Below are 15,396 nucleotides of genomic sequence, written 5' to 3'. Positions count from 1 at the left end.
CGCACCGGTTCATATTGGTCAGCCGCCGCCATCCCTCGATAGCATCAGCAGGTGACTTCACAGGCTTCCCCAGCGTCCGGCAACACCTGGCCCCGACTGATCTCAGCACTGATCAGCGGGCGTGACCTCACCGCGGACAACACGTCCTGGGCCATGGACACCATCATGTCCGGAGAAGCCACTCCTGCGCAGATCGCCGGCTTCCTCGTCGCACTCAGTGGCAAGGGGGAGACGGTCGAGGAGCTGTCTGGCCTGGTGGACGCCATGCTCGCACACGCCAAACCCATCACCATCTCAGGGGAGAAACTCGACATCGTCGGTACCGGCGGTGACCAGCTGAACACCGTCAACATCTCCACGATGGCGGCGCTGGTCGCGGCCGGCGCCGGTGCCCGGGTGGTGAAGCACGGCAACCGGGCCGCGTCGTCGTCGTCCGGCTCTGCCGACGTGCTGGAGGCACTCGGCGTGCGGCTGGACCTGTCCATCGACCGCGTCGCCAGGAACGCAGAAGAGGCGGGAATCACCTTTTGCTTTGCCCAGGTATTCCATCCCTCGTTCCGCCATACCGCCGTGCCGAGGAAAGAACTCGCGATCCCCACTGCCTTCAACTTCCTCGGCCCGCTGACCAACCCGGCCAAGGTCCAGGCATCAGCCGTCGGCGTCGCAAACGCCCGGATGGCGCCCCTGGTGGCCGGTGTCCTGGCACGGCGGGGGAGCAGGGGCCTGGTGTTCCGCGGTAACGACGGCCTTGATGAGCTCACCACCACCGGCCCTTCCACGGTGTGGGAGATCCGTAACGGCAGCGTCGATGCATTGGAATTCTCGCCCCGGGACCTCGGCATCAGCCCGGCTACCGTGGAAGAGCTCCGTGGCGGCGACGCGAAGGCGAACGCGGTGGTTGTCCGCGAAGTCCTGGCGGGCAAGGAGGGCCCGGCGCGGGACGCAGTCCTGCTTAATGCTGCCGCCGGCCTGGTGGCCTTCGATCTTTCAGCCGAGGGAACATTCCTGGACAGGATGCGCGGTGCCTACGCCCGGGCGGCTGCGTCCATTGAAAGCGGATCCGCGGCGGCAGTGCTTGATAAGTGGGTCTCACTCACTGCCTCGTAGGGGCAGTTGCCTCGCCTACTGTTCAAACCCCAACGAAAAAGCCGCGTCAAGGTCATGCTGGGAGTAGGCCCGGAAGGCTATGTGGGTGGTGGTGTGGACCACTGCCGGGACTTTCGAAAGCCGGTCGGCAATGACGTCCGCAAGATCCTCATGCCGGGAAACCCTGGCGACGGCGATCAGGTCCCACTCGCCGGTGACGGAGTACACCTCGCTGATGCCTTCGATCGCTGAGATCTCCTCGGCCGTCTCGGGAATGCGGGAAGCGTCCGTTTTGATCAGGACGAATGCGGTGATCACGTTGAAACCCTCCGGATCTGTTGCGCCGCGGCGTTGACCGGCGCGTTTCTTGGTCCTGCCAGCCTATTACATCAGTGCCCGCCCCGGCCGGACCCAACGCGTTGGGCCGGGGGAGCGCCGGTGCTCAGCTGCGGCGGCGCCGGATGATGCGGTACAGCGCCCGGTACCCCATGAGGAGCACGCCAAGGCTGAGGAGTGCGACGACGACGAAAGGCACCACGACGGTCTGCCCAGTGAGGGCCCTGAGCAACATGCCGCCGATGAGGCTGCCCAGCCATGCTCCGGTGCCGGCCCGGCGCAGTGACATGGGGGCGCGCCATGCGCGGGTTGCGAGCCAGCCTGCGGCCGCCCCGGCGAGGAAGGGCCACGCCGTGAGGAAGACGCCGGTGATGATCCCGTCCCGGGCGTGTGCGTCGCGGCCTATCGCCGCGAACACCAGGATCAGGACGAAGTCCGCCACGGCGGCGGCAACGACCAAGCCGCGGGGGCCGGGGGCAGGCCCGGATGTTGAAAGACTCATGGTTTCGAGCCTATCTGTCCGCCGCGAGGCTGCCCGCATCGGCAACTGCCGCGGAAGCAGGCTCAGAGGCGGTGGACCAGCCAGCCAGGTTCCCACCGGACGTAGTACGGGCCGTTGCCGTCCTGTTCAACAAGGATGTGCGTGACCGTGTAGGCGATGGCAGAGCCAAACGCGGCCCGCACTTTCACCGGCGCCGGCCGGAGCATCAGCACAGGCCTTCCCGGTGCGTGCGTCAGCGCTTCTTCCCGCAGTGCACTCCGCGTCCGGCGGCCGGGGGACTGGGGGAGTACAAACGGTGGTGTGTTCTGGTCTTCGAGATACGGGGACTGCGGCATCGGACGTCCTGGCGCTAAGAAGTTGCACCGGCACCATTTTCATAGGCGCAGGCGGCTTTTGGAGACGCCGCCACCAGGCTCTGCCGGCAGGCTGGTCCGGATTGAGGGCGCCTTAGGGGAACGACGATATTCGCACCGGAAGCCGTTTGGCATCCGTAGGCAGTACCCGACTTGCCGGCCGCGGGCTACCTGTCCGAAGGCGGTCTCGGGGAGGTTTGGCTGGATGAAGTAGATTCTGTTCTACGCCTGCCCGCTGGACGATTGACTGCGTTGGAGGAACCGTGAACAAGCCGCTCTGGATTTGCTGCCTGCTCGGCGCTGCATTGGGCATCGCCATCGGGCTGGCATTCTTTGACAGCCCCTTCCTGGGCTTCGCGCTTGGACTCGGCCTGGGGGCGGTGGTCGGGGCCGGCATAGGCGTCCGGCGCTAGACTGGAACGGTCATGAACGGCGCGCGCCCCCGTCACACCATATGGCTGGCAGCCTTGGCCAGCCTGCTTGTGGCATGCACCCCGGTCAACGGCACTGATACATCTGGCGGCGGCGCTTCGCCCCTGGCGACCGTACAACCGGCGGCCGGGACTGCTGAGCAGGCCTCACAGCCCAGTGCTTCCACCACAGCACCGGCGCCCCTCGCTGCTGTCACTCCGCCGCCTGAGCCCGGCGCCTATGCCATCAATCTGTACCGGGATGGTGACTTCGTGCCGCAGTACACCTTCGACTGGTGCGTTGCGGCGAGCATCCAGATGGCCCACAACCTGATCGACGACACAGGTGGGGGAACATGGTCGGACAGTGCGCAGCAGGGGGAGTTGTGGGAACTGGCCCGCGCACGGTCATCCGATTCCTTCAACGGTGCCAACCCATACGGCTGGGCGCAGGTGCTCACCGCTTCCGGGATGGGTCCCTACAGCGTGGTCAGCATCGCCGACTACGGGGCCGCCCTGCAGGCGGCGGCGCGTGCGATCGCCGAAACGGGCCAGCCGGTGGGCCTGGTGATGTGGAGCGGCCGGCATGCATGGGTGATGAGCGGTTTTGAGTCGATGGGCGATCCTGCGAAATTCCAGGACTTCCGTGTTACCGGAGTCAATGTCCTGGACCCGCTCTATCCCTACGGCAGCCAACAATGGGGGCCGTCACCGGCACCCAACAGCCTGCTGACGCCTGAGGAACTCGCCACCCAGTTTGTTGTCAGGGAACCCCGGCGATGGAGTTCGCAGCTGCCCGCCGGATACCTCCTGGTGCTTCCACAGGCCGCCGCCTGATGGGCCTGCCTAAAGGCCTCGCACACAGGGTAAGGGGAGCGGGTGACCGCCCCTTCCAGCGCGGCTGATTACAGTTACTTTACATAATGTAGATTATCGGCGTTTGAGTGGGACGAGTAGAAGTAGATGAGAGAACCCGTCCCACGTTGCTTTTGGGTGTTCATACAGGTCAAACGGTTGCAGTGAGAGTTCGAAGCCGAGTGGCATGAACCGGTGGCTGTACGTGGCGGCGCGGGCTAGCAACGTAATCTCTCATTAAATGAGAGATTTTTGCGTACAGTTTGGTGAGTGAGCATCGAACCTGGGCGGATTCCTGCCTTTCTGACCAACGTGAATGTCGGGCTGCTGCGGGCCGAGGATCGCGTTTTCGAGGCGATGCTGGATGGCTGGCGTGCGCAGATGCTGGCACGCGGCCTGTCGACGTCTTACATCAAGAGCTCGTGCGGGACGGTCCAACTGTTCCAGGAGCACGCCAACGAGTATCCGTGGACGTGGTCGGCGCATCACGTGGACGAGTTCCTGGCGGACCGGCGCAGTTCTGATAAAGGACTCGCGTTGACAACCCTAAGGGCTAATTCCGGAGCCATCAGGGCATTCTGCTCCTACCTGACGGACGGACGCTACGGCTGGGCGTCATTCTGCGAACGGGTCTTCGCCGACATACCGGTGCAGGTGGTCTTCGAGTGGAACTCTCCCCGGCATACGACGGACGATGCCGTGCCGGCACGCCGCCGGGCGTTCACACGGACCGAACTGCAGTCGTTCTTTGACGCCGCCGACGACCTGGTCGACACCGAGTTCGCCAAGGGTTCAAAGCGCTGGCTGCCGGCACTGAGGGACTCGACGGCGTTCAAGGTCGCCTATGCCTACGGGCTGCGCCGGCGTGAACTGGTGATGCTTGAGTACGTCGATTTCGGCCCCAACCCGCACGTTGAACAGTTCGGCCGCTTCGGAGCGCTGCAGGTGCGCTGGGCAAAGGGCACCAAGGGTTCAGGGCCCCGCCGCCGGACCGTGCTCACCGTCCCGGAATTCGACTGGGTGGTGGGGCTCCTTGAGTACTGGCTCTCCTCTGACGGCCGCAAAAGATTCCCTACCGCTGACCGGTCCGCCAGCCTGTGGCCATCGGAGCGCTCCGGCTCGACTGTTCACCGCAACTTCGACCGTTCGTTCCAGCGGGTGCGGCAAATCGCCGGGCTCCCGGAAGAACTGACCCTGCACACGCTGAGGCACTCGTACGTGACGCATCTGATCGAGGCCGGCTACGACCCCCTGTTTATCCAGCAGCAGGTCGGGCACAGCTACTCCTCCACCACGGCCCTCTATACTTCCGTGTCGGCGGACTTCAAACAGAAGACCATCCAGAAAATGATCGCTCAGCGGCTACGCAAGGGCGACGGCGAGGGGAACAGCCATGGCTGAACAGCGACGGATCGGCTACCGCTGGAACCTCCGGCAGCTGATGGCCCAACGAAACCTCTGGAAGACCACCGAGCTGCTTCCCCTGCTCAAAGCCCGGGGCATCAACCTCTCCAACGCCCAGGTCCACCGTCTGGTCACCGGAACACCCGAACGCATTCCCGCCCAGACCTTCGCAGCACTCTGCGACATCCTCGAATGCACGCCCAACGACCTTTTTGAACCCTACGTGCAGATGCGCGCCGCCAAGACTGCCAACGCCCCAAAACGGCCAGAAGACCTGGGCATCACACCCGGGGCGCCGATCGCCCGACGGATCCGGGTACTGCCACCGGACGAAGATGACTAGGCCCCGCAAAGCCAGCGATCCCAAAAAATGCCCGGAAGCCTGCGCCCGCTGCGCCGAACACCACAAAATCGCGGTCCGTTGGCCCGACGGCGGAATCTGCGGCTACTGCTACCAGCAAGCCAAAAGAACCCGCGGCACCTGCGCCTGCGGCCACGAAGGGGTACTGCCTGGCCGCGTCGACACCCGGCCGGCATGCCGGAAATGCTCCGGCGTCCGCCTCAACATCGACTGCGCCGGATGCGGCAAAGAAGACGAACTCCACTCAGGCAACCGATGCTGGTCATGCATCCTTGCCATGACCGTTGACCGGATCCTCAACCCGCCGGAAAACCAGCCGCCCTCCGGCCGAACTCCAGGCAGTCGCCACCGCTCTGAAGTCCATGAAACGCGCTAACAGCGGCCTCACCTGGATCCAGCAGCCACACGTCGCCGAGTTCCTCCAACAACTCGCTGCCGAACCTGTGATCACCCACGCCCGCCTCGACGAACTACCGGCATCGCGCACCCGCGAATACGTCCGCGGCCTACTGGTCGAACACAACGCGCTGCCGCGCCGCGATGAACTCAGCACTAGGTTCAGCGACTGGGCCGAGCAGGCCCTCGACCGGATCACCAACCCGCGCCACCGCGACATCACCCGTCGCTATATCCGCTGGCACCACCAGCGCCGCATGAACCAGATGGACGCAGTCACCCGAGGAACGTTCCTGCGGGCCAAACAGGCAGTCACCGTCGCTATCGAACTGCTGAACTGGCTCACCGATCAAGGCGCCGAACTCGCGCAATTGAACCAGGCGCACCTGGACCGATGGCAGGCAGAAGGCCCCACGACACGAGGCATCGCTTCACGCTTTCTTGACTGGGCAATCAAGACCAACCTCATCGACCCGTCCCTGAAACTGCAGCCTCACCGCCGCGGCACCAGCCCGCGGCTCGACGCCGCCGCCCAGACCGAACTCGTTACCAATCTCAGCCACACGACCGACATGAACCCTCGACACCGCGCCGCAGCCATCCTCATCCTGGTCTTCGGCCAACAAGTCTCAGACATCGTCCAACTAACCTGGGACAACGTCACCGTGACAGAGGAACTCGTCACCATCACGCTCGGAACCGTCGAAATCGCACTTACGCCACCGCTCGATGAACCCTGGCGAGAACTCGCAGCCACCCCAACCCACCATCAGACAGCAGCGCACCCCAACAGCAACTGGGTATTCCGAGGAGGCTTACCCGGCCAGCACCTCCAGGCCTCAACCCTCACGGAGCAGCTCAGCGCTTCGTTCAGCAGCAGGGCGGCCAGACTAGGAACCCTCCACGAACTCACCAAACTCGCCCCAGTGGCCATCATCGCCGAAGCCCTCGGCTACTCCCCGACCACGATAGATCGCCACGCCCTCGCCTCATCAGCAAACTATGCGCAATACATCTCGACGCTTCACCGATGACCCCATCTATTGCAGGACCACCGTCAACACGACGAACAACAGGCTTACACCCACCAATGCAAAAATGAGGCCAAGTCCTTTGCCTGAGAGGGAGTAGCTGGTGTCATGCGCCCACTTTTTCCAGCTCGAGAAGAGAACGAAAAGGATCCCCGCCAGACAAGCCATCGCGCCAGCAAGTGTCACCAAAGACAGAGGTCGCATATGCCCGGCTAGGGTGACGGCGACAAAACTGACGGCAATGACCCCCCAACACACGAAGATCAGCACTTCCATGACCTTTGCAACCCGGGCACGGGCGAATTTTGGGGAATCCGCAGGTCTACTCATTGCCCGAGCCTAAGCGATTTCGAGCTGATTAGAACAGCAACTCGTCCCACATCAACACGTCCCGCTGCCAGTCCACTAACCTGCTTGGAGAGGGGCAGGAGCGGCGATTCCGCAGGTCAGACCGCTGAGCCATTGTCTTTGCGGATGGGCTCGTTAAGAATGGGTCAATGACGGTCTACGTGCGTTCACTTGAAACTGCAGTTCCGGCAACAAAGCTGATCCAGGCGGAGGCGCGTGACGTTTTCGCAGCGCAACCGGGACTCAGCAGGCTCGGTTCACGGCTGGTGAGCACTTGTTTCGATTCCGCTGCCATTGAGACCAGGTTCACGGCCGTTGACGAGCTCACCAACGCATTCCGCTCTGAAGATCCACAGTTCTATGACCCGGACTCGGGGCTTCTCCTGAATCCCAGCACGAAGGTCCGCAACGACATCTTCGCCCGGGAAGCCACCAAGTTGTTTGTGCAGGCGTCCGCTGCCGCAGTCAAAGCCTGCCCGGATCTCGATTTACTTGACATAACTCACCTGGTGACTGTCTCCTGCACCGGCTTTTTCAACCCCGGGCCTGACTACAAGATCGTCCGTGAGCTGGGCCTCGACCCGTCGGTGCAGCGCTACCACCTCGGCTTCATGGGCTGTTACGCGGCCTTCCCGGCCCTCCGCGCGGCCAAACTGTTCTGCGAAGCCGACCCAAACGCCGTCGTCCTCGTGGTCTGTGCTGAACTGTGCTCCCTGCACGTCCGGACGTCCAATGACCCGGACACCATCATGGGATCGGCGCTGTTTGCCGACGGAGCCGCGGCCGCCATCGTCACGGCCAACCCGGCGGCGGAAGAAACCGCCCTGCTGCAGCTCGACCACTTCGAAACGGTGCTGACGCCGGTTGGCGAGGACTCCATGGCCTGGAACATCGGCGACCACGGCTTCGAAATGGTGCTGGGCAACTACGTCCCGCACATCATCGACGATCACATCGTGGGCGCCCTGCAGCCGCTGCTGGCCCGCGAGCCCCACCTCGAAGCACTCCCCTACACCGGCATCAGGCACTGGGCCATCCACCCGGGCGGCCGCAGCATCCTTGACAAGGTCCAGACCCGGTTGGGCCTCACCGACGAGCAGCTGGTCCCCGCCCGTGAAGTCCTGCGCAACTACGGGAACATGAGCAGCGCCACGGTGCTGTTTGTCCTCCGGCACATCCTCGAACAGGACAGCCAGCCGGGAGACGAACGGATCTGTTCGATGGCGTTCGGCCCCGGCCTGACGGTGGAAACAGCGCTCCTGACCAAGCTGCGGCAGGCGCCGGGGGCGGAAAACACCGCAGAGGCGGGGCAGGATCAGCTGCTGCAGGAAATCCCGGTGGCCTGACCCGGTGCGCATCTGGCCCGAGCGTGCGACAGGCGAGCTGGAACAAATGGACCTGCCGGACTGTGATGCGCGGAAGCTGGAGAACACCTACCGCCAGTTCGGCCATATCAACAGGATCGTGTCCGGGTGGAGGCAGCTGTACGTCAACGAACTGCGTCCTGTCCTGTCAGCAGCACCGGCCAGCATCCTTGACATCGGCTCCGGCGGCGGAGATCTCGCCGTCATGCTTGCCCGCTGGGCAGCCAAGGACGGGCTGGCTGTCCGGATCACCGGCGTCGACCCCGATCCGCGCGCGGCTGCCTTCGCCCTCAACCGGCCGCCGACCCGTGGCGTGGACTTCCGGCAGGCGCACAGTGCCGAGCTGGTTGGCGAAGGTGCCGCGTTCGACGTCGTTATTTCCAACCATGTCCTGCACCACCTCGGAACGGAAGAATTCAACAACCTGCTGGCCCACTCGGATGTGCTTGCCCGGAAGAAGGCCCTGCACAACGACCTGCGCCGCAGCCCCCTGGCTTTCGCCCTTTTCGGCGTCGCCACGCTCCCGCTCCAGAACTCTTTCATCCGGGAGGACGGGCTGACCTCGATCCGGCGCAGCTACACGGCAGCGGAGCTGTCCGCACTCACTCCCCCGGGCTGGACCGTGGAACCCGGGGCAGCCTTCCACCAGGTACTGGCACTGCGCAAGGACGGCCATGAACGCTGATGTGGTCATCGTCGGGGGCGGACCGGTGGGCCTGTACCTCGCCGCCGTCCTCCTTCGGCAAGGCGTTTCCGTCCGCGTCCTGGAGCGGAGGATCGCGAGGAACCATCATTCCCGGGCCATTGGCATCCATCCGCCGGCTCTCGCCGCCTTGGACCAGCTGGGCATCGCCCGCCGGATGGTGGCGGAAGGCGTCCCCATCCGTTCCGGGCTGGCAGTCAGCCGTGGCCGGACCGTGGGCCACATGCCGTTCGCCGGAGTATCGGAAGCATTCCCGTTCGTCCTTTCGCTGCCCCAGTACCGGACCGAGCAGCTGCTGGAAGAGCAGGTGCGCGCCCTGGACAGCGGCGCGCTCGTGAGCGGGATGGAGGTACTTGAAGTAGCGCACGACGGCGGCAGCGCCAGTGTGTCGGCAAGGCCCGCCGGGGGTGCCGCGCAAGGGAGCAGTACGTTCCGGGCGTCGATAGTGATCGGCGCGGACGGTCCACGGTCCGGGATCAGGGACCTGATCGGCGTCCCGGTCCAGCGGAAAACCTACCCGGACCACTATGTGATGGGTGACTTCGCGGACCACCCGGAATTTGGTGACCGGGCCGTGCTCTTCCTTGAGAGCAGCGGCATCGTAGAGTCGTTTCCGCTGCCGGGCGCCGTCCGCCGCTGGGTGGTCCGGCTGGGAAAACCAGTCGGCGGCGCAACACCGGAGGCACTGGCCCGGCTCGTGGCGGACCGCACCGAAATTCACCCGGAGGCCGCCACCAACACCATGCTCAGCGCCTTCAGCGTCAGATCATCGATCGCCCGCAGGACTGTGTCCGGACGCGTGATCCTGGTGGGCGACGCCGCCCACGAAATCAGCCCCATCGGCGGCCAGGGAATGAACCTGGGCTGGCTCGACGCCCAGGCACTGGCCCCGCTGATCGTCCAGACAGTCACCGGCAGGCATACCCCGGAGGACTTCCGCGACTACGAGCGCGGCCGCTACCAGGCGGCCCTGCGGGCGCGGCGCCAAGCTGAAATCAATATGCTGCTGGGCCGGCCGCTGCCTGCCCCGGTCCTGGCATTGCGGAACTCCGTGATCGGCGCGGCCGCGGCGTCCCCTGTAGTCAATCAATGGGTTGCCGGGCGGTTCACCATGCAGCAGGAGTTCGACGCAAGCGTTGTCAGCGGAAGTAGCAGTCGTAGCTGTCCTGGCTGACGATCAGACCGTCACGGACTTCGAAGACCGACGAGGTCCGCGCCCGGATAGTCTCACCGCGGTCCCAGTAGCGGATGTCCATCAGCACGGTTGCGGACCAGTCAGCCTCGACAGCCACGCGTCCGCCTTCGCTGGTTGTCCTCCTGATGGTGAACTCCTGGTTGGCCACCACCTCCGAACTTTGGTCGGCGCCTGCCAACACGTCCGCGAGGGTGCGGGTGGAGCCCTCGGGCGCCAGCAGATGGGGTGCCTCCACGAGCGTGAAAGTATCAGCCAGGTAGGGCCTGATCTCGGCCGCTCCCCCGCCGGCTTCCAGGATCCGGATGAACTCGAGGACGCGGTCCACCGGTCTGGGGCCCGCCGTGGTTTCGTCCGGCGTGGTGGGTTCAACAGGCACAGCAGGTGCGGCAGGCACAGGGGTTTCGTCAGCCATGGAATAGACCTTAGCGGAGGACCGGAGTCTCTTGGACCGGCCGTTAGGCTTTCACCATGACCCTCTCGGCACCACCCACGGCCCTCACCGCAGAGCAGATCCGCGAGACTGTGGAGCGCATCCTGTCCGCCGGAACCCTGCCGCCGATCGTGCAGGCAGGCCACCCGGCGCTGCGGCAGAAGGCTGCTCCCTTCGACGGCCAAATAAGTCCCGACCAGCTGGCGCGGCTTATAGAGCTCATGCGGCAGGTCATGCATGAGGCTCCCGGTGTGGGGCTTGCAGCGCCGCAGCTCGGCATTCCCCTGCAGCTGGCCGTCCTGGAGGACCAGTACCACGTGGACCACGAGGCAGCGGCCCTCCGCAAACGCGCGCCGCTCGAATTCCTGGCCATCCTGAACCCCGCCTACACCCCAGCAGGCCCTGACCGTGCCGCCTTCTACGAAGGCTGCCTTTCCCTCAACGGCCTGCAGGCGGTGGTTTCACGCCCGCAGGCCGTGCTGCTGGACTACGTCAGGCCCGACGGCGGCGCGGAGCAGCGTGAGTTCTCCGGCTGGCAGGCACGTATCGTCCAGCATGAGACGGATCACCTGAACGGCATCCTCTACGTGGACCGGGCGCAGCTCCGATCGTTGAGCAGCAACGCGGAGTACGCTGCCCACTGGGCTGAGCCGGGGATCGGCAAGGCAAGCGAGGGCCTGGGCTTCAATGACGGCCCTGCGGGAATCAGTGTGCCCTAGCCGCTTAAGATAGTGGCCATGCCCCTTCCCAGTGACCTGCCGCTGTTGTGCCCCCTCTGTTTGAAGCCGTTGGCGGCGGCCGATACCCGACCCGCCGGACCTGCCCGAATGGCATGCGGTTCCGGACACAGCTTCGACGCGGCGCGGCAGGGCTACTTCAACATGCTGGTGGGCAAGGGCACTTCATTCGAAGCGGACACGGCTGCGATGGCCGACGCCCGTTCCACCTTCCTTGGCGCGGGACACTACGCAACGCTGGCACGCGAGGTGGCAGCCGCCGTCGTACCTTGCCTTTCCCGCGAACATGCAGCCGTCCTGGATTCCGGGACCGGCACCGGCCACTATTTGAGGGCCGTGCTGGACGCTGCCGCGGAGCAGGGCCGGACGGTGAACGCTGTGGGGCTCGATATCTCGAAGTTTGCCCTTCGGCGGGCGGCGCGGCTCAACCCGGAGGCGGTCAACCTCGTCTGGGACGTGTGGAAGCGCATCCCCCTGGCCGATGGGTCGGTGGATGCGGTGACGGTCATTTTCGCCCCAAGGAACCCCCCGGAGTTCGCCCGCGTCCTCCGGCCGCACGGCCGCCTGATCGTTGTCACGCCAAGGGCCGGGCACCTGTCCACCCTTGCCGCGCTGACCGGCATGCTGGGGATCGAGGAAGGCAAGGACTCCCGCCTGGCCGCGGCCATGGCGGAGCACTTCGACGCAGAGTCCGGTACCGACGTCGATATCCCGCTGTCCCTCACCCGCCGGGAAGCCGCCGACCTGGCCTTCATGGGACCCGCCGGGCACCACCAGGGCCGGGACGCCATCGCAGACCGCTTGGACAGCAGCCCCGAGCCCCTGGCAGCCGACGCGAAGTTCAAGGTGCTGGTGTACCGGCCAAAGAGCCGCCTGTAACGACTTGGCCACTATCCCCGGTCTTCCGCTCCCGGCCCGCACCCCGCCTGTGGTGCCCGACTAGGATGGAAGTCACAGTTACTCAAAGGTCCGCGTCAGGACCTTGTAACGAAGGGGGAACACAGTGTTCGAGTGGTTGGGTGAAAACTGGTGGGCCGTGTGGCTGACCGCATTCCTGGCGTTCGCGGTGGTCGAAATGATCACCCTCGACCTGTTCTTCATCATGCTGGGCGGCGGTGCGCTGGCCGCCCTGGTGTCCGATTTCGCCGGTGCAGACCCCTGGCTGCAGATCGTCATCTTCTGCGTTGTCTCCTTGCTCATGGTCGCCTTCGTCCGGCCCGTGGCCCTGTCCCACCTGAAGAAGGGCCCCGCCGAGCAGCGGACGAATGTGGACCGCCTCATCGGCGAGCATGCCGTAGTCATGGAGGCAGTGACCTCGGATGGCGGCCTGGTGAAGATCGGCGGCGACATCTGGAGCGCACGCTCCGCGGCCGGCATCCTGTCGGCCGGCCAGATGGTGGTCGTCGCAGCCATCGATGGCGCCACCGCCGTTGTTTCGGCGCAGCCTCCGGCCGAAGACCGTACCTGACACAGCTTTATCAATTGGGGAAGAAGGAAATGTATGGATAACGCAGGCAGTACCGCCTTGGCCGTCGTGCTGGTAGTACTTATCATCTTTGTGATCATCGTCCTGGTGCGGTCGGTACGCATCGTGCCGCAGGCCCGGGCGGGAGTCGTGGAGCGCCTGGGCAAGTACCAGCGGACGCTCAACCCGGGGCTTACCATCCTGATTCCGTTCGTGGACCGCCTCCTCCCCCTGCTGGACCTCCGCGAACAGGTGGTCTCGTTCCCACCCCAGCCGGTCATCACCGAGGACAACCTCGTGGTCAGCATCGACACCGTGGTCTACTTCCAGGTCACCGATGCGCGGGCTGCCACGTACGAGATCGCCAACTACATCCAGGCCGTGGAACAGCTCACCACCACCACCCTGCGTAACGTCGTGGGTGGACTCAACCTGGAGGAGGCGCTGACCTCCCGCGACCAGATCAACGGACAGCTCCGTGGCGTGCTGGACGAAGCCACCGGCCGTTGGGGCATCAGGGTTTCCCGGGTGGAGCTCAAGGCCATTGACCCGCCGCACTCCATCCAGGACTCCATGGAAAAGCAGATGCGCGCCGAGCGCGACCGCCGGGCCGCCATCCTCACGGCTGAAGGCACCAAGCAGTCAGCCATCCTGACCGCTGAAGGTCAGCGGCAGGCCGCCATCCTGAAAGCGGAAGGTGACGCCAAGGCCGCCATCCTCAGGGCGGATGGCGAGTCCCAGGCCATTCAGAAGGTCTTCGACGCAATCCATAAGGGCAACCCGGACCAGAAACTTCTGGCTTACCAGTACCTGCAGACCCTGCCGAAGCTGGCAGAAGGTTCGTCCAACAAGTTGTGGATCATCCCCAGTGAAGTTGGCGAGGCGCTCAAGGGCATCGGCAGCGCTTTGGGCGGAACCAACCCGGACCCCGCAGCAGCGGGCGGCCTGTTCGATCAAACAGCGGCCAAGACGCCTGAATCCTGATCTGATCAGGGGCGTCAGAGCCTGATCAACAAGGGGAGGAACTTTCACGGGTTCCTCCCCTTGTTTTGGTCCCCCGTGTCTGAAACCCGTATAATGGGGTATTTGTCCGGCAGGTATTGTTCCGCTGGAACAACAAAGCTTCGGAATGCGTTGAATCTTATGATGCAGCACAGAGCAAACAGTAGTCCGGCGGCGTTTCGACGCTGCCGGCTGGCGCGGGTTTTCATTCCGCGAACCGACCAGAGGGAGAAATCATGAGCGATCGCAGCCTGCGGGGTATGCGCCTTGGCGCGCAGAGCATGGAGACAGAGTCAGGCGTCGAGCCGGCTCCGCGCCAGCGTGTCGAATACCGTTGCGAGGACGGCGAGCAGGTCTTCGTCACTTTCTCCTCCGAGGCAGAGATCCCGCCGGTGTGGGTTTCCAAGACCGGTAAGGAAGCGCTGCTGGTCGACGGCGAACGCCCCGATACCAGCAATGACAAAGCAGTGCGCACCCACTGGGACATGCTCCTGGAACGCCGCTCCCTGCCAGAGCTGGAACAGATCCTGGAAGACCGGCTGACCATCCTGCGCGAACGCCGCGGAGAGCGCCGCTCGGCCTAGGCTCCACCAGCCACCACGTAAAGGAACTGCCCCGGCACATGTGCCGGGGCAGTTCCTTTTTTTGCTTCAGGGAGCCGAAAGCTACCGCTTCGCGCCGGCCTTGCGGGTGAGGGTGTTCCAGCGGGCGGCCAGGCCCCATTTGGTGACGTTGATCATGGCCTCGACAACGATGTTGCCGCTCATCTTCGAAGCGCCCAGTTCACGTTCCACGAACGTGATGGGGCGTTCCTCGATGCGCAGGCCCATCCGCGCCACACGCCAGGCCAGGTCCACCTGGAAGCCGTAGCCCACGGAATCCACCTGGTCCAGGTTGAGCTTCTCAAGGGTTGACCTGCGGAAGGCGCGGTAGCCGCCGGTCACGTCCTTGATCTTCAGGCCCAGCATCAGGCGGGCGTACGTACTGCCCACCCGGGAAATGGCCTGGCGGTACAGCGGCCAGTTGACCACGCTGCCACCGGGAACCCAGCGCGACCCCATGGCCAGGTCTGCGCCCTGCTCCACGGCCTCAAGCAATTGGGGCAGCTGTTCGGGCTGGTGGGAGCCGTCGGCATCCATTTCCACGAGCACGTCGTAGCCGGCGTCGAGTCCCCACTTGAACCCGGCGATGTAGGCGGCGCCGAGTCCTTCCTTGCCCTTGCGGTGCAGGACGTGGACCTGGGAATCTTCGGCCGCCTTGGCATCGGCCAGCTGGCCGGTGCCGTCGGGGCTGTTGTCATCCACTACCAGCACATCCGACGCCGGCACGGCGGTCCGAAGGCGCTGGAGCGTCTTGGGCAGCGATTCCAGTTCGTTGTAGGTGGGGATGATCGTAAGGACGCGCACAGAGGGCCTTTC

Annotated in this window: 20 protein-coding genes; 14 read left to right on the top strand and 6 right to left on the bottom strand. The window is 64.7% G+C overall.

The genetic code is table 11. The features are described from left to right. Positions 1-51: 51 nt before the first annotated feature. Positions 52-1,107 carry an anthranilate phosphoribosyltransferase gene (gene trpD, locus BLT71_RS11505; RefSeq protein ID WP_091720314.1) on the top strand — a complete coding sequence of 352 codons (1,056 nt, stop codon included), beginning with the start codon at positions 52-54 and terminating at the stop codon, positions 1,105-1,107. A gap of 15 nt (positions 1,108-1,122) precedes the next feature. Here the strand turns inward: trpD and BLT71_RS11500 are convergent, their stop codons facing one another. The 3 genes from BLT71_RS11500 to BLT71_RS20400 all read right to left on the bottom strand — a co-directional run bounded on the left by BLT71_RS11500 (position 1,123) and on the right by BLT71_RS20400 (position 2,259). Next, positions 1,123-1,404 (bottom strand): Lrp/AsnC family transcriptional regulator, encoded by a 282-nt coding sequence (locus tag BLT71_RS11500; protein ID WP_045731394.1) that lies wholly within the window; start codon positions 1,402-1,404, stop codon positions 1,123-1,125. A gap of 124 nt (positions 1,405-1,528) precedes the next feature. Continuing rightward, positions 1,529-1,924, bottom strand: a complete 396-nt coding sequence (locus BLT71_RS11495) for a DUF3054 domain-containing protein (protein ID WP_172829961.1) — start codon at positions 1,922-1,924, stop codon at positions 1,529-1,531. 62 nt (positions 1,925-1,986) lie between these two features. Next, positions 1,987-2,259, bottom strand: coding sequence for a hypothetical protein (locus BLT71_RS20400; RefSeq protein ID WP_157693462.1), 273 nt, complete (start codon positions 2,257-2,259; stop codon positions 1,987-1,989). Positions 2,260-2,540: 281 nt separating this feature from the next. On the opposite strand from BLT71_RS20400, the gene BLT71_RS20590 reads away from it, so the two are divergent. The 5 genes from BLT71_RS20590 to BLT71_RS11475 all read left to right on the top strand — a co-directional run bounded on the left by BLT71_RS20590 (position 2,541) and on the right by BLT71_RS11475 (position 6,737). Continuing rightward, positions 2,541-2,690 (top strand): hypothetical protein, encoded by a 150-nt coding sequence (locus BLT71_RS20590; protein WP_172829960.1) that lies wholly within the window; start codon positions 2,541-2,543, stop codon positions 2,688-2,690. Positions 2,691-2,702: 12 nt separating this feature from the next. After that, positions 2,703-3,524 carry a hypothetical protein gene (locus tag BLT71_RS11490; protein WP_091720309.1) on the top strand — a complete coding sequence of 274 codons (822 nt, stop codon included), beginning with the start codon at positions 2,703-2,705 and terminating at the stop codon, positions 3,522-3,524. 288 nt (positions 3,525-3,812) lie between these two features. Next, positions 3,813-4,943, top strand: a complete 1,131-nt coding sequence (locus BLT71_RS11485; RefSeq protein WP_091720307.1) for a tyrosine-type recombinase/integrase — start codon at positions 3,813-3,815, stop codon at positions 4,941-4,943. Then, complete coding sequence (locus BLT71_RS11480; protein ID WP_014923526.1) at positions 4,936-5,289, top strand: helix-turn-helix domain-containing protein; 354 nt, start codon at positions 4,936-4,938, stop codon at positions 5,287-5,289. Before BLT71_RS11485 ends, BLT71_RS11480 begins: the two co-directional genes overlap by 8 nt. A gap of 380 nt (positions 5,290-5,669) precedes the next feature. After that, positions 5,670-6,737, top strand: coding sequence for a Fis family transcriptional regulator (locus BLT71_RS11475; RefSeq protein ID WP_231994275.1), 1,068 nt, complete (start codon positions 5,670-5,672; stop codon positions 6,735-6,737). 6 nt (positions 6,738-6,743) lie between these two features. Here the strand turns inward: BLT71_RS11475 and BLT71_RS11470 are convergent, their stop codons facing one another. Further along, the gene (locus BLT71_RS11470; RefSeq protein ID WP_043471910.1) at positions 6,744-7,010 is read right to left on the bottom strand and encodes a hypothetical protein; all 267 of its coding nucleotides are present in this window, start codon (positions 7,008-7,010) and stop codon (positions 6,744-6,746) included. Positions 7,011-7,231: 221 nt separating this feature from the next. Between BLT71_RS11470 and BLT71_RS11465 the strand changes: the two genes are divergently transcribed. From BLT71_RS11465 to BLT71_RS11455, 3 genes are read left to right on the top strand one after another with little or no spacing between them, the layout of a single operon-like run. Continuing rightward, positions 7,232-8,428: a type III polyketide synthase gene (locus tag BLT71_RS11465; protein WP_091720301.1), complete on the top strand. Its 1,197-nt coding sequence runs from the start codon at positions 7,232-7,234 to the stop codon at positions 8,426-8,428. 4 nt (positions 8,429-8,432) lie between these two features. Next, positions 8,433-9,131, top strand: coding sequence for a class I SAM-dependent methyltransferase (locus tag BLT71_RS11460; RefSeq protein WP_091720298.1), 699 nt, complete (start codon positions 8,433-8,435; stop codon positions 9,129-9,131). Next, positions 9,121-10,323 carry an FAD-dependent oxidoreductase gene (locus BLT71_RS11455; RefSeq protein WP_091720296.1) on the top strand — a complete coding sequence of 401 codons (1,203 nt, stop codon included), beginning with the start codon at positions 9,121-9,123 and terminating at the stop codon, positions 10,321-10,323. The genes BLT71_RS11460 and BLT71_RS11455 overlap by 11 nt, the downstream gene beginning before the upstream one ends. Here BLT71_RS11455 and BLT71_RS11450 read toward each other — a convergent pair. After that, the gene (locus tag BLT71_RS11450) at positions 10,289-10,756 is read right to left on the bottom strand and encodes a nuclear transport factor 2 family protein (RefSeq protein ID WP_231994274.1); all 468 of its coding nucleotides are present in this window, start codon (positions 10,754-10,756) and stop codon (positions 10,289-10,291) included. The genes BLT71_RS11455 and BLT71_RS11450 overlap by 35 nt on opposite strands. Before the next feature lie 56 nt (positions 10,757-10,812). On the opposite strand from BLT71_RS11450, the gene BLT71_RS11445 reads away from it, so the two are divergent. From BLT71_RS11445 to BLT71_RS11425, 5 genes are all read left to right on the top strand, one after another. Further along, entirely contained in the window at positions 10,813-11,493 is a 681-nt protein-coding gene (locus BLT71_RS11445; protein ID WP_091720294.1) for a peptide deformylase, read from the top strand. Positions 11,494-11,511: 18 nt separating this feature from the next. Then, on the top strand, positions 11,512-12,390 hold the full coding sequence (locus BLT71_RS11440; RefSeq protein ID WP_091720291.1) for a methyltransferase domain-containing protein: 879 nt from the start codon (positions 11,512-11,514) through the stop codon (positions 12,388-12,390). 124 nt (positions 12,391-12,514) lie between these two features. Then, complete coding sequence (locus BLT71_RS11435) at positions 12,515-12,979, top strand: NfeD family protein (protein WP_091720288.1); 465 nt, start codon at positions 12,515-12,517, stop codon at positions 12,977-12,979. Between the two features lie 33 nt (positions 12,980-13,012). Continuing rightward, on the top strand, positions 13,013-13,960 hold the full coding sequence (locus BLT71_RS11430) for an SPFH domain-containing protein (RefSeq protein WP_091720286.1): 948 nt from the start codon (positions 13,013-13,015) through the stop codon (positions 13,958-13,960). Positions 13,961-14,214: 254 nt separating this feature from the next. Continuing rightward, entirely contained in the window at positions 14,215-14,562 is a 348-nt protein-coding gene (locus BLT71_RS11425) for an RNA polymerase-binding protein RbpA (protein WP_013600997.1), read from the top strand. An 81-nt stretch (positions 14,563-14,643) separates the two neighbouring features. Here BLT71_RS11425 and BLT71_RS11420 read toward each other — a convergent pair whose 3' ends face one another. After that, the gene (locus tag BLT71_RS11420; RefSeq protein WP_091720284.1) at positions 14,644-15,384 is read right to left on the bottom strand and encodes a polyprenol monophosphomannose synthase; all 741 of its coding nucleotides are present in this window, start codon (positions 15,382-15,384) and stop codon (positions 14,644-14,646) included. Between the last annotated feature and the right edge of the window lie 12 nt (positions 15,385-15,396).

The organism is Pseudarthrobacter equi, from assembly GCF_900105535.1.
In the GTDB taxonomy this organism is placed as follows: Bacteria; Actinomycetota; Actinomycetes; order Actinomycetales; family Micrococcaceae; genus Arthrobacter; species Arthrobacter equi.
The sequence above is the reverse complement of the archived record's forward strand: the minus strand, read 5'-3'. Positions and strand labels throughout refer to the sequence as shown.

Excerpts from the sequence above, each read along its gene's own strand:
- BLT71_RS11495 (WP_172829961.1), bottom strand. The coding sequence starts at position 1,924 with ATGAGTCTTTCAACATCCGGGCCTGCCCCCGGCCCCCGCGGCTTGGTC.
- BLT71_RS20400 (WP_157693462.1), bottom strand. The coding sequence starts at position 2,259 with ATGCCGCAGTCCCCGTATCTCGAAGACCAGAACACACCACCGTTTGTA.
- BLT71_RS11490 (WP_091720309.1), top strand. The coding sequence starts at position 2,703 with ATGAACGGCGCGCGCCCCCGTCACACCATATGGCTGGCAGCCTTGGCC.
- BLT71_RS11480 (WP_014923526.1), top strand. The coding sequence starts at position 4,936 with ATGGCTGAACAGCGACGGATCGGCTACCGCTGGAACCTCCGGCAGCTG.
- BLT71_RS11475 (WP_231994275.1), top strand. The coding sequence starts at position 5,670 with ATGAAACGCGCTAACAGCGGCCTCACCTGGATCCAGCAGCCACACGTC.
- BLT71_RS11470 (WP_043471910.1), bottom strand. The coding sequence starts at position 7,010 with ATGGAAGTGCTGATCTTCGTGTGTTGGGGGGTCATTGCCGTCAGTTTT.
- BLT71_RS11465 (WP_091720301.1), top strand. The coding sequence starts at position 7,232 with ATGACGGTCTACGTGCGTTCACTTGAAACTGCAGTTCCGGCAACAAAG.
- BLT71_RS11455 (WP_091720296.1), top strand. The coding sequence starts at position 9,121 with ATGAACGCTGATGTGGTCATCGTCGGGGGCGGACCGGTGGGCCTGTAC.
- BLT71_RS11450 (WP_231994274.1), bottom strand. The coding sequence starts at position 10,756 with ATGGCTGACGAAACCCCTGTGCCTGCCGCACCTGCTGTGCCTGTTGAA.
- BLT71_RS11445 (WP_091720294.1), top strand. The coding sequence starts at position 10,813 with ATGACCCTCTCGGCACCACCCACGGCCCTCACCGCAGAGCAGATCCGC.
- BLT71_RS11440 (WP_091720291.1), top strand. The coding sequence starts at position 11,512 with ATGCCCCTTCCCAGTGACCTGCCGCTGTTGTGCCCCCTCTGTTTGAAG.
- BLT71_RS11430 (WP_091720286.1), top strand. The coding sequence starts at position 13,013 with ATGGATAACGCAGGCAGTACCGCCTTGGCCGTCGTGCTGGTAGTACTT.
- BLT71_RS11425 (WP_013600997.1), top strand. The coding sequence starts at position 14,215 with ATGAGCGATCGCAGCCTGCGGGGTATGCGCCTTGGCGCGCAGAGCATG.